Source organism: Micromonospora foliorum, assembly GCF_022229015.1.
In the GTDB taxonomy this organism is placed as follows: Bacteria; Actinomycetota; Actinomycetes; order Mycobacteriales; family Micromonosporaceae; genus Micromonospora; species Micromonospora foliorum.
The window spans coordinates 1-12,087 of record NZ_JAKKFF010000148.1; the positions used below are offsets into that span (position 1 = coordinate 1).

A 12,087-nucleotide genomic window follows, 5' to 3' on the forward strand; every position below is an offset into this window, starting at 1 on the left:
GCCAACTCGGACTAGGAGCCCCGTATCAGCCACCGGCGCCTCCTCTCGTGCCCAGGCGGCCTACCCCCGGCTGCGCCAACGACGCACCGACGGCATCAGAGAACCACTCAGCTGTAGTTTCCCAGACGGGTCCGACAAATCTCCGCGCCGACGGGTCCGGCGAGGGCGGTGTCAGGCGGTGGCCGTCTCGATCCAACGGTCCAGGGTCGCGGCGGCCGCGCCGGAGTCGATCGCCTCGGCCTGGCCAGCGCCGCAGCCGCGTTGACCAGCACCGCGTCCCGGACCGGGCCGGTCTCACCGGCCAGCAGGCGACGGGCCACGCCCGCGTTGTACGCGGCGTCTCCGCCGCGCAGGTCCGCGAGGGTGGCCCGGGGTACCCCCAGGTCCGTCGCGTCCAGCACGGCCTCGCGTACGGTGCCGCCCTGGGCCGCCCAGACCCGGGTCGGCGCGGCGGTGGTGAACTCGTCCAGGCCGTCCTCGCCGCGCATCACGATCGCCGAGTCGCCACGGGCCGCGAACACGCTTGCCATCACCGGGGCCATCCGCAGGTCGAAGCAGCCGACCGCGCCGGCCCGGGGGCGGGCCGGGTTGGTCAACGGGCCGAGGAAGTTGAAGAAGGTGGGCACACCCACCTCGCGGCGGACCGGGCCGGCGTGCCGCATCCCGGGGTGGAAGCGGGCCGCGAAGCAGAACCCGATGCCGGCCTCCTCGACACAGCGGGCGACCTGCTCCGGGCCGAGATCCAGCGGAATGCCGAGGAACTCCAGCAGGTCGGCGGTGCCGCACAGGGAGGAGGCGGCCCGGTTGCCGTGCTTGACGACGCGGACGCCCGCGCCCGCGACCACCAGCGCCGTCATCGTGGAGATGTTGACCGTGTGGGCGAGGTCACCACCGGTGCCGACCACGTCGAGCGCGGTACGGCGCAACTCCTCGGGGAGCGCCACCGGGACCGCCCGACCCAGCATCGCCTCCACCAGGCCGGCCAGCTCCGCGGGAGTCTCCCCCTTGGCCCGCAGCGCCACGGCGAAGGCGGCGATCTGCGCCGCGCTCGCCGAGCCGGTCATGATCTCGTCCATCGCCCAGGCGGTGTCGGCGGTGGAGAGTTCGTCACCGCGCAGCAGCGCGTTGAGCAGGTGCGGCCAGGTCCGATCGCCCATGGCGGGCCTCCCGAGCATGCGAAGTGCGGGTGGGCTGGAACCGGCGCCGAGGAGATCCGGCGCCGTGGGGGGTGCCGGAGGAGCGGGGGACGTCAGGCGGGTGCGTGCGTCCGCAGCAGCTCGGCCACCGTGCCGCCGGTGGTCACCGGGTCGAGCGGGTGCACCAGCGTCGCGTCGACCTCGGCGTACGCGGCGAGCCATCGGTCGGCGGCGCGGGCGATCACCAGGCAGGTCGGGGGAGCGTCGTCCCGGTCGTCCTTGATCTGCCGGGCGATGCCGATGCCGCCGCCCGGGCTCGCCTCACCGTCGAGCAGCAGCAGGTCGATCTCGTAGTCGTCGACCAGCCGGATGGTCTCCGCGTAGGTCGACGCGTCGACGAACTCGATCTGCAGACCGGGCGCGGGCCGGGTGCCGACGGCCATCCGCATCCGATCACGGACCTGCGGGTCGTCGCTGTAGAGCAAAACGGTGCAAAGACGATCGCTCATGCCGGCACTCCGCTTCCACCTCGTAGCTGCTCGCAGATCGTACCGGTCGGCGTGACGTAGCCGACATCCCGCCCGGTGCCGTGCGTCGGGGCGTACCGTCCGGGCAGCTCAGGCGGGCGCGGCGTCGGCGGCGCGCTCGCGGGCCTCCTGGCGGTCCAGCTCGCGGTCCACCCGGCGGGCCTCCCGCTCGGACTGCTTGACCCACTGCACCACCAGCACCGCGAGCATGGTCACACTGACGAACTCGCCACCGGCCCAGAGGATGCCGCCGGCGACCACCTGGTCCTGCCAGGGGTCGACCCAACCGAGGTTGAGCGACGGGTACCAGTCGCCGCCGAAGAGCGTGCTGCTCTGCATGATGGTGAGGCCGAGCACGGTGTGGAACGGCACGGAGAGCAGCATCAGCAGCGCCCGCGCCGGGTACGGCCAGCGGCCCGGCAGCGGGTCGAGGCCGAGCAGCGGCCAGAAGAACACGCAGCCGGTCATGATGAAGTGCGCGTGCACCAGCTCGTGCGCCCAGGCGTGTTCGAGGGTGAAGCGGTACAGGTCACTGAAGTACAGCACGAACGGGTTGACCACGAAGATGGCGAACGCCACCAGCGGGAAGCTGTAGACCCGGGCGACGCGGCTGTGCACGATCGCGAGCAGGCGCTTGCGCGGGCCGACCGGCAGGGTCCGCAGGGCCAGGGTCATCGGCGCGCCCAGCGCCAGGAAGATCGGCGCCACCATGGACAGCACCATGTGCTGGATCATGTGCACGGACAGCAGCGCGGTGTCGTACGCGTGCAGCCCGCTGACCGTGACGAGCGCGATACCGCCCAGCCCGGGGCCGAGGAAGAAGACGGTACGGACGACCGGCCAACGGTCGCCCCGCAGCCGCAGCCGGTGCACCCCGTAGAGGTACAGGCCGGCGGCGAGCACCAGGCCGAGGGCCAGCCAGCTGTCCAGCCGGGTCTCGCTCAGCACCGCGCCGACGGTGAACGGCGGCGGGGCCGAGGTGGCGGCGAAGATCGGATCGACGTGCAGCACGCTTTTCAGGCTAGGCCAGGCGAACCGGACCCTGACGCTCGGGCCACGGAAGGCGCGGGTTTGCCACCCCGCTGATCGCCGGCCCCGGTCAGGGGCAATAATGACGGCGTGACTGCGGCCCCAGCCATTGACAAGAGCCGGATCCACTCTCTGACCCGACCAAACATGGTCAGCGTCGGGACGATCGTGTGGCTCTCCAGCGAACTCATGTTCTTCGCGGCGCTGTTCGCGATGTACTTCTCGATCCGCGCGGCTGCGCCGGAGCAGTGGGAGAAGCACACCGAGGCGCTGAACATCCCGTACGCGACCACCTTCACGGTGATCCTGGTGCTGTCCTCGGTGACGTGCCAGCTCGGCGTCTTCGCGGCGGAGAAGGGTGACGTGCACGCGCTGCGGCGCTGGTTCACCGTCACCTTCGTGATGGGCCTGATCTTCGTTCTCGGCCAGTTGAACGAGTACCGGCACCTGGTCGCGGACGGCATCAAGATCAACGGAGACGGGTACGGGTCGGTGTTCTACCTGACCACCGGCTTCCACGGCCTGCACGTGACCGGCGGTCTGATCGCCTTCATCATCTTCATGGTCCGCACGACCATGGGCCGGTTCACCCCGGCGCAGGCGACCTCGGCGATCGTCGTGTCGTACTACTGGCACTTCGTCGACGTCGTGTGGATCGGGCTGTACGCCATGATCTACTGGCTCCAGTGATCTTGCGCGTCACATTCCGCGCTGCTGCTCCGTCCCCTGAGACAGGTCCAACCGGTTAAGGACACCGCTCATGACTTCTGACAACGACCGCCGACGCGGTCTGCTCGCGCGGTTGCGTGAGCGGCCCGCCGCGCGCAGCAGGGGCCGCCGCCGGCTGGGCGCCGCGGTCCGGCTGATCGCCGCGCTGATGCTCGCCGGCGGCGCCTACACCGTCTTCGCCCCGGGCGCCCAGGCGCAGGACAACCCGCAGCTGACCGGCGCCGCCGCCGAGGGCAAGGCGCTGTTCGACGTGAGCTGCGTGACCTGTCACGGCCGCAACGCCCAGGGTGTCGAGGGCCGCGGGCCGAGCCTGATCGGCGTCGGTGCGGCATCGGTCGAGTTCCAGGTCAGCTCCGGGCGGATGCCGCTGGCCCGCCAGGAGGCCCAGGCGCACCGCAAGCCCCCGCTCTTCACCGACGAGCAGACCCGTCAGCTGGCCCAGTACATCCAGGAGCTCGGCGGCGGCCCGGTCGTGCCCGACGGCGACGACCTCCACGAGGACGGCAACATCGCGTCCGGCGGTGAGCTGTTCCGGATCAACTGCTCGCAGTGCCACGCCTTCGGTGGTGGCGGCGGTGCGCTCTCCTCGGGCAAGTTCGCCCCGAGCCTGCGCCCCGCGACCGACCGTCAGATCTACGCGGCGATGTTGAGCGGCCCGCAGAACATGCCGGTGTTCGGCGACAACCAGCTCCGGCCGGAGCAGAAGGCCGACATCATCGCCTACATCCAGGAGACGCTGAAGCACGACCAGGACCCGGGTGGGTTCAACCTCGGGCGGTACGGCCCGTCCACCGAGGGCCTGGCGATCTTCCTGGTTGGCATCGTGGCGCTCGTCTTCGCTAGCCTGTGGATTGCGGGTAAGTCGTGATCGAGCAGGCCATCCGATTCAGTGCTGTGGTGCCGCTCGGCGCCACCCGTAGCGAGGTGACGGCATGAGCACCCACACCGAGCACCAGGCCCCCCAGGGCCAGGAGCCGCTCGACGTGAACGACCCCAAGCTGACCCGATTCGACATCGTTCGTGAGGGCGCGCGCCGGGACGACATCGAGATCGTCCACTACGAGCCGCAGGTGCTGCCGGGCACCAAGGCGGAGCGTCGGCTGACCCGGGTGGTCGCCGGCTTCTTCCTGATCACCGGCCTGGCCGCGACCGCCTTCCTGGCCATCTACATCTGGTGGCCGTGGCAGTACGAGGCGGGCCGGGGCGGCGACAAGTTCTACACCCCGCTGCTCGGCTTCACCCTCGGCGTGGCGCTGCTCGCCGTCGGCTTCGGCATCCTGACCTGGGGCAAGAAGTTGCTGCCCAAGGAGGTCTCGATCCAGGACCGGCACGAGGGCCAGGTTGACGAGGAAGGCCGCACGATCACCGGCCAGACCATGCTCTACATGGCGGACGAGCTGGGCGTGAAGCGTCGCCCGCTGCTCGGCATCTCGCTGCTGGCCGGTCTCGCGCCGGTCGCCGCGGTCGCCGCCGCGCCGCTGGTCGGCGGTTTGATCTCGCAGCCGCACAAGAACAACCAGATGTTCACCACCGGGTTCGCCGCGGCCGAGGGCGGCGAGCGGATCCGCCTGGTCCGCGAGGATGGCCGCCCGGTCCGCCCGGCGGACATCAGCAGCGGTGGGCAGCTGACCGTCTTCCCCGGTATCGAGCACGGTGTGAGCAACCGGCACGCCGACTCCCCGACGCTGCTGATCCATCTCCGAGACTCAGACGCGCAGGAGTCGCGTCGGGCCAACGAGAGGATCGGTCACGGCGACTACATGTGGGGCAACTACGCCGCTTACTCCAAGATCTGTACGCACGCCGGCTGCCCGGCCAGCCTCTTCGAGCAGCAGACCAACCGGCTGCTCTGCCCGTGCCACCAGTCCCAGTTCCTGATCACCGACAACGCCCGGCCCGTCTTCGGCCCCGCCAGCCGGCGGCTGCCGCAGCTGCCGATCGAGGTGGACTCCGAGGGCTTCTTCGTGGCGAAGTCCGACTACACCGAGACCGTCGGGCCTGATTTCTGGGAGCGGCCATGAAGCGTCGAAAGTTTGACCTTGCGGCGACGCCGGGCAAGGCCGCGGTGGGAGTGGACGACCGCTTCGCGGTGGCCACGCCGCTGCGCAAGCTACTGAACAAGGTCTTCCCGGACCACTGGTCCTTCCTGCTCGGCGAGATCGCGCTGTTCTCGTTCGTCGTGCTGCTGCTGACCGGTGTGTTCCTCACCTTCTTCTTCGAGCCGGCGATGACCGAGGTGGTCTACGACGGCAGCTACGCGCCGTTGCAGGGCACCCCGATGTCCGCCGCGTACGCCTCCAGCCTGGACATCTCGTTCGACGTCCGCGGCGGTCTGGTGATGCGGCAGATGCACCACTGGGCGGCGCTGCTGTTCATGGCCGCGATCGTCGTGCACATGCTGCGGGTGTTCTTCACCGGCGCCTTCCGCAAGCCGCGCGAGACCAACTGGATCATCGGTTCGCTGCTGTTCTGGGTCGGCTTCCTGGCCGGCTTCACCGGCTACTCGCTCCCGGACGACGGCCTCTCCGGCACCGGCCTGCGGATCGCCTCGGCGATCATGCTGTCCATCCCGGTGATCGGCTCCTGGGTCACCTCGTCGGTCTTCGGCGGCGAGTTCCCGGGCACGATCATCATCAGCCGGTTCTTCATCGCCCACGTGCTGCTCATCCCGGGTCTGCTGGTCGCGCTGATCAGCGTCCACCTGGGCCTGGTCTTCAAGCAGAAGCACACCCAGTGGCCCGGCCCCGGCCGGACCAACAACAACGTGGTCGGCGAGCGGATGTTCCCGCGGTACGCGCTCAAGCAGGGCGGCTTCTTCATGGTCGTCTTCGGCGTCATCGCGCTGATGGGCGGTCTGTTCCAGATCAACCCGATCTGGCTGTTCGGCCCGTACGAGGCGTGGGTGGTCTCGGCCGCCAGCCAGCCCGACTGGTACGTCATGTTCCTCGACGGGTCGACCCGACTCATGCCGGCCTGGGAGATCCCCATCCCGATCGGCGACGGGTACGTCATCCCGCCGCTGTTCTGGCCGACGGTCGTGCTGCCCGGCATCCTGGTGGGCCTGTCGACGATGTACCCGTTCCTGGAAGCCCGGCAACTCAAGGACCGCAAGAGCCACAACCTGCTCGAGCGTCCCCGGGATGCTCCGGCCCGGACCGCCGTCGGCGCCATGGCCGTCGCGTTCTACGTCGTGTTGACGCTCTCCGGCGCCAACGACGTGATCGCGGACAAGTTCCAGATCAGTCTGAACGCGATGACCTGGGCGGGCCGGATCGGTCTGCTGGTGGTCCCGCCGCTGGCGTACTACGTCACCTATCGGCTCTGCCTGGGTCTGCAACAGCACGACCGGGAGGTGCTCGCGCACGGCGTGGAGACCGGCATCATCCGGCGCATGCCGGACGGCCGGTTCGTCGAGGTGCACCAGCCGCTCAGCGCGTCCAACGGGCACGCGGACGGCTACGGCCAGCTGGACTACGTCGGCTGGGTCGTGCCGAAGAAGATGAACCGGCTGGGGGCCCTCGGCCCGGCCATCCGGGGCTTCTTCTACCCGATCGAGAAGCCGGTCGAGGCGCCGGTCTCGCCGGGGCACCCGCCGGTCGAGGCCCGACCCGAGCGCGAGGAGATCACCAGCGGAGAGAGCCGCCGCTGACCGCCCGATCGCACCGTAACGGGGCGCCCGCCGGATTCCGGCGGGCGCCCCGTCGTATCCGCACCCCCCGCCCATCCGACCAGGAGTCGGACGGCCACAGCGGGACCGGTCGACCCCGCGCGACGGGCGATCGCAGGAATAACCCCGGTGAGCCGGGTATCCGTGCGGTCCAACGTCTCAAGGGGGGGAAGCATGTTGGGTATCAAACGCCTCGGCCTGTTGGCCGCGCTTGTACTGGTCGGTGTCGCGCCGGCTGCGGCCGCGCAGGCCGCGGCACAGCCGTCAACGCAGGACACCCAGTACCTGCAGGCGGTACACCAGGTCAACCTGTTCGAGATCACCGCTGGTGACCTGGCTCAGCAGAAGGGTCAGGACCAGGGGGTCAAGGACCTGGGCGCGATGCTGAAGACCGACCACACCCAGCTGGACCAGACGGTGCAGCAGACCGCGTCGCAGCTCGGGGTGGAACTGCCGAACGAGCCCAGCGCCGATCAGCAGGCGGTCATCGAAAAGCTGAACAACGCCAGCGGTGCGGAGTTCGACCGGCTCTGGGTGACCAGTGAGCTGGCCGGCCACGTCCAGGCCATCCAGGCCACCCAGACGGAGATCTCGCAGGGCTCCGAGCCGACGGTGGTCCAGTTGGCGCAGACGGCGCTTCCGACGCTGCAGACGCACTACGACGAGTTGGTGGCGCTCGCCAACAAGCTGGGCATCCCGGTTCCGCAGACCAGCGCCAGCGGTACGCCCAGCCCGGGCGGCACCGGCACTGAGTCGCCGGCTCCGGGTGGCACCGGCACCGAGTCGCCGGCTCCGGGTGGCACCACCGAGTCCCCGGCTCCGGGCGGCGGCAGCACCGAGGTACCGGCTCCCAGCGAGAGCTGACGTAGCCACAGCAGACGGCCGGTCCACCCCACGGGGTGGGCCGGCCGCCCTGTGCGCGCCACCCGCCGCCGTGCGGCCGGTACCGGCCCCAGAACGGCGGCGCGGGTCAGTCGGCGCTGGCCAGGCCGATCGCGAACGCCTCCTCCAGGTCGTGCTGGGAGTACGCCCGGAAGGCGATGTGCGACTCGGTGTTGAGCACGCCCGGGACCTTGGAGATGCTGCCCGCGATGACCTGGGCGATCTGGTCGAACTCGCGGACCCGGACGATGGCGATGAGGTCGACGTGCCCGGCCACCGAGTAGACCTCGCTGACACCGGGAAGGTTGGCCAGGTTCTCCGCCACCTCGGGGATCGCATCGGTGGCGCAGTCGATCAGCACGATCGCGGTGATCACGGGGCATTTCTCCGTTCGTCGGCGTCGTCTGCCCATGCTAGATGTTCCGGCCTGGAACCGGAGGCGGGAGCCGTCGGGGCTCAGCCCTGGGCGGGGCAGGGCACGGTCAGGTCGCTTCCGGCCCGGATCACGTTCCGCAGCCGCTCGCCGGCGCGTACGGTCGCGCCCGGCCACACCACCGTGCGGGACACGTCGCCGTCCACCCGCGCGCCCGCGCCGACGACCGACTCCACGCAGCGGCCGGTCACCGTCGCGGACGCCTCGACGAGAGCGCCGCCGGCCGCGGCGTGCAGGTTGGCCGCCAGGTAGTCGGCCGGGGTGCCGGTGTCGATGAAGGTGCCCGGATAGGGCACCACCGTCAGGGCACCCGCCGCCTCGGCCGGACGCCACACGGCGCGGACCAGGTCCGAGAAGACGACCGGCAGGTCCCGGACCAGCCGCCAGGGCAGCAGCGAGAAGCCGGTGAAGCAGTGCCCGGCGAAGGTGCCCGGCGCTGCCGGGTCCGCGGCGGGCTGGCCGAGCAGGCGTACGGTGTGCCCGTCCCAGCCGGCGAGCAGGGCGGCCACGTCCGGGCCCGGGGGAGCAGCCGGGTCGGCGAGGTACGCGTCGGCGTTGCCGACCAGCACCGGCCGCCCGTCGATCCAGTCCCGCAGGTTGGCCACCCCGCCCGCGGTGCCCAGCGGGTCGCCCGGCTCCACCGACAGGTGCGCGCGGTCACCGACGTGCGCCACCACCTGGTCGCCGAGGTAGCAGGCGTTCACCGCGACCCGGTCGGGACCGGTCAGACCCAGGCCGGCCAGCCGCGCCAACGCCCGCTCCAGCAGGGGTACGTTGCCCACCGGGCAGAGCGCCTTGGGCACCCGTTCGGTGAGCGGACGCAGCCGCGTGCCCTCGCCGGCGGCCAGCACCACCGCGCACAGTCCGGCCGGCACACCGGCCGTGCCGGTCACGGGGTGTCGTCGGGCACCGGTGGCGGGAACTGCCCGGCCAGCGGCCCGATGTCGTAGTAGGCGAGCAGCCGGGCCGTCGGCCAGGTCAGCTTGGGCAGGTCGTCCAGGGGGTGCCAGGCGGCCTCGAAGACCTCCCCGCCGTCGACGGTCAGCTCGGTGCTGGACGCCGGCACCTCGGTCTCGAAGACCATGTCCACCCAGCCCTTGGCGTGCACGATCGCGTTCGGCACCGCCGGGCGCAACCGGGACGGGGGGAGCCGGACGCCGGACTCCTCGAACAGCTCACGGGCCGCGCCCACCACCGGGGCCTCGCCCCGGTTGAGCAGGCCGGCGGGGAGTGACCAACCCTTGCCGGGTGGCTGGCGCAGCATGAGCAACCGACCCGCACCCGTCGCCTCGGAGTCACGGACCAGGGTCACCGCGCCGACGATGTACTTCGGCACGGCCAGCCGGACCAGGCGCCGGCGCACCGGCAGCGGCAGCCGGTAGAAGGCCTGGTAAAAGAGGGCCCGACCGGTGGCGCGGGAGCGGGGGATCATGACTCCAGGCTAGTGGTCACGAATGTCCTTCGGACGCGCTGGGCCCCGCCGGGTCACTGCCGGTGGTCGACCAGGTCGATGAGCTGGCGGACCACGGTGTCCGGTTCGATCACCCGGTCGAAGACCGCGACCAGCAGGGTCTCCAGGTCGGGGTAGCCCAACTCCTCGGAGAGGCGCAGCAGCGGCAGGTCACTGGCGAGGCCCCGGTTGTGCTGGCGCAGGGCGAGCCCGATGGTGGCCCGACCGAGGCGGACCTTGTCGCTGATCGTGATGCCCGGCTCGGTGTGCTCGGCGAACCACCTGTTGATCTGCATCTGCGCGTTCGGCGACTTGACGAAGCTCAGCCACTCCCGGCGGGGGCCGCGCGGCGCCACACCGGCCTCGAAGCCGTTGTCGCCGTCGTTCTCCGTGAAGATCTCCACCACGTCGCCCTCGTCCAGCTCCGAACTGAGCGGGGCCAGCCGACCGTTGATACGCGCGGCGAGGCAGTGGTCGCCCCGGTCGTTGCCCAGCTCGTACGCGAGGTCGACGGGCGTGGCGCCGGCCGGCAGCACCACCTGCCGCCCGTCGGAGAAGACCTGGATCTGCCCCTCGGCCAGGTCGCAGCGCAGCGACTCGTAGAACTGTGCCGGGTCGGCGGCGTCCGGCTCCCAGTCGAGCACCCGGCGCAGCCAGTCCAACTGCTCGGCGCGGGCCGCGGCGCTGCTGCTGCCCGAGCGGGGGAAGCGGAAGTCGGCGGCGATGCCGTACTCGGCCGAGCGGTGCATCTCCTGGGTGCGGATCAGCACCTCCACCGTGCGGTCCTGCGGCCCGCAGACGCTTGTGTGCAGGGAACGGTAGAGGTTGTTCTTCGGCGAGGCGATGAAGTCCTTGAAACGGCCGGGCACCGGTCGCCAGGTGCCGTGGATCGCGCCGAGCGCGGCGTAACAGTCGGTGGCCGGGCCGTCGACCACCACCACGATGCGGGGCAGGTCGTACGGGGCGGTGTGGCCGCCGGCGATGGTGTCCTTCCAGATCGAGTAGAGGTGCCGTGGGCGGGGGCTCACCTCGGCGTCGACCCGGCTGCGGCGCAGCGCCACGCGGGCCCGGGTGACCACCGAGTCGAGGTACGCGTCCCAGCCCGGCCGGTCGTGCACGTGCCGGGCCAGCCGGGCGTGCTCGTCGGGCTCAAGGTGCAGCAGCACCACGTCGTCCAGCTCGCGCTTGAGGGTCTGGATGCCCAGCCGGTCACAGAGCGGGACCAGCACCTCCTGGGTCTTGCGGGCGATCCGTTCCCGCGACGACGCGGAACGCACCCCGAGCGTGCGCATGTTGTGCAGCCGGTCGGCCAGCTTGATGATCAGGACCCGGACGTCCTTGGCGGCCGCGACGATCATCTTGCGGATCGTCTCCGCCTCGGCGGCCTTGCCGTAGAACGCCTTGTCGAACTTCGTCACCCCGTCGACCAGGTGGGCCACCTCGCCGCCGAAATCCTCGGAGAGCGCCTGGAGGGTGTAGCGGGTGTCCTCCACGGTGTCGTGCAGCAGCGCCGCGACCAGGGTGGTGGTGTCCATTCCCAGCTCGGCGCAGATCTGCGCCACCGCGAGGGGGTGGGTGATGTACGGCTCCCCGCTCTTGCGGAACTGCCCGCGGTGCATGTTCTCCGCGATGGTGTACGCACGGCGCAGCACCGCGGGGTCGGTGCCGGCGTGGATGCCCCGGTGGGTGCGGACCAGTTGCGTGACCGGGTCGGAGTCGGTGGTCGGCCAGCTGAGCAGCGACCGCAACCGGCGGGCGAGCGGCAGCTCACCCGGCTGTGTCGGCAGGGCGCCCCCCAGGGCGGCGCCGTGTCCGGCGTCGACGTCCACGAGGGACACCTCCTCACCCCGGCTCCGCGTCGCCGGACCCCGGCGGCGGGGAGCAGGCCCACGAATCGGGCAGGACTGCACTTCTCTAACAGCCTAAGCGAGTCGACGTAGTCCGATCGGTCAGTTGGTCATGAGCGTTCGGTCGAGAGTTGGTGGGACGCGCCGCTCTCGGCCTTCGCCAGCAGGTCACGGAACCGGCCCGCGCCACTCGCCGGGGAGGACCAACCGGAGGACATCTCGACGAGTCGGGTCTCCGGTCGCTCCAACCAGGACAGGATCCGCTCGGACTCCTCGGCGGTGGCGGCCGGCACCGGACCGTGCCCGCCGGACACCGTCTCGGCGGTGGCCCGGATCGTGGTCAACGTGGGCCGCGGGTGCACGCCCGGCGGCGACACCCCCGCGCCG

The 12,087-nt window shown here is 70.9% G+C and carries 11 protein-coding genes and 2 pseudogenes; 5 read left to right on the plus strand and 8 right to left on the minus strand.

Annotation, left to right across the window (positions count from 1 at the left end):
* Positions 1 to 171 precede the first annotated feature (171 nt).
* The 3 genes and pseudogenes from trpD to PSH25_RS12980 all read right to left on the minus strand — a co-directional run bounded on the left by trpD (position 172) and on the right by PSH25_RS12980 (position 2,674).
* A pseudogene (gene trpD, locus PSH25_RS12970) lies at positions 172 to 1,157 on the minus strand (anthranilate phosphoribosyltransferase).
* Between the two features lie 92 nt (positions 1,158 to 1,249).
* Positions 1,250 to 1,645: a response regulator gene (locus PSH25_RS12975; protein ID WP_145779657.1), complete on the minus strand. Its 396-nt coding sequence runs from the start codon at positions 1,643 to 1,645 to the stop codon at positions 1,250 to 1,252.
* Positions 1,646 to 1,753: 108 nt separating this feature from the next.
* Positions 1,754 to 2,674, minus strand: a complete 921-nt coding sequence (locus tag PSH25_RS12980; RefSeq protein WP_372492787.1) for a cytochrome c oxidase assembly protein — start codon at positions 2,672 to 2,674, stop codon at positions 1,754 to 1,756.
* A 108-nt stretch (positions 2,675 to 2,782) separates the two neighbouring features.
* On the opposite strand from PSH25_RS12980, the gene ctaE reads away from it, so the two are divergent.
* From ctaE to PSH25_RS13005, 5 genes are all read left to right on the plus strand, one after another.
* Positions 2,783 to 3,382, plus strand: coding sequence for an aa3-type cytochrome oxidase subunit III (ctaE, locus tag PSH25_RS12985; RefSeq protein ID WP_091408043.1), 600 nt, complete (start codon positions 2,783 to 2,785; stop codon positions 3,380 to 3,382).
* Positions 3,383 to 3,452: 70 nt separating this feature from the next.
* Positions 3,453 to 4,289 (plus strand): cytochrome bc1 complex diheme cytochrome c subunit, encoded by an 837-nt coding sequence (qcrC, locus tag PSH25_RS12990; protein ID WP_238659340.1) that lies wholly within the window; start codon positions 3,453 to 3,455, stop codon positions 4,287 to 4,289.
* 64 nt (positions 4,290 to 4,353) lie between these two features.
* Positions 4,354 to 5,442, plus strand: a complete 1,089-nt coding sequence (gene qcrA / locus PSH25_RS12995; protein WP_238659341.1) for a cytochrome bc1 complex Rieske iron-sulfur subunit — start codon at positions 4,354 to 4,356, stop codon at positions 5,440 to 5,442.
* On the plus strand, positions 5,439 to 7,070 hold the full coding sequence (gene qcrB / locus PSH25_RS13000) for a cytochrome bc1 complex cytochrome b subunit (protein WP_238659342.1): 1,632 nt from the start codon (positions 5,439 to 5,441) through the stop codon (positions 7,068 to 7,070). The genes qcrA and qcrB overlap by 4 nt, the downstream gene beginning before the upstream one ends.
* A 192-nt stretch (positions 7,071 to 7,262) precedes the next feature.
* Complete coding sequence (locus PSH25_RS13005) at positions 7,263 to 7,952, plus strand: DUF4142 domain-containing protein (protein ID WP_238659343.1); 690 nt, start codon at positions 7,263 to 7,265, stop codon at positions 7,950 to 7,952.
* A 106-nt stretch (positions 7,953 to 8,058) separates the two neighbouring features.
* Here PSH25_RS13005 and PSH25_RS13010 read toward each other — a convergent pair whose 3' ends face one another.
* The 5 genes and pseudogenes from PSH25_RS13010 to PSH25_RS13030 form a co-directional block, all read right to left on the minus strand.
* A complete protein-coding gene (locus PSH25_RS13010; protein WP_074313163.1) occupies positions 8,059 to 8,346 on the minus strand; it encodes an Lrp/AsnC family transcriptional regulator in 288 nt (95 codons plus the stop codon).
* An 80-nt stretch (positions 8,347 to 8,426) separates the two neighbouring features.
* Positions 8,427 to 9,296, minus strand: coding sequence for a nucleotidyltransferase family protein (locus tag PSH25_RS13015; protein WP_238659344.1), 870 nt, complete (start codon positions 9,294 to 9,296; stop codon positions 8,427 to 8,429).
* A complete protein-coding gene (locus PSH25_RS13020) occupies positions 9,293 to 9,835 on the minus strand; it encodes an NUDIX hydrolase (protein ID WP_238659345.1) in 543 nt (180 codons plus the stop codon). Before PSH25_RS13020 ends, PSH25_RS13015 begins: the two co-directional genes overlap by 4 nt.
* 53 nt (positions 9,836 to 9,888) lie before the next feature.
* Positions 9,889 to 11,682, minus strand: a complete 1,794-nt coding sequence (locus PSH25_RS13025) for a RelA/SpoT family protein (protein ID WP_238659347.1) — start codon at positions 11,680 to 11,682, stop codon at positions 9,889 to 9,891.
* Positions 11,683 to 11,810: 128 nt separating this feature from the next.
* Positions 11,811 to 12,087: pseudogene (locus tag PSH25_RS13030) on the minus strand (DEDD exonuclease domain-containing protein); the annotation flags it as partial.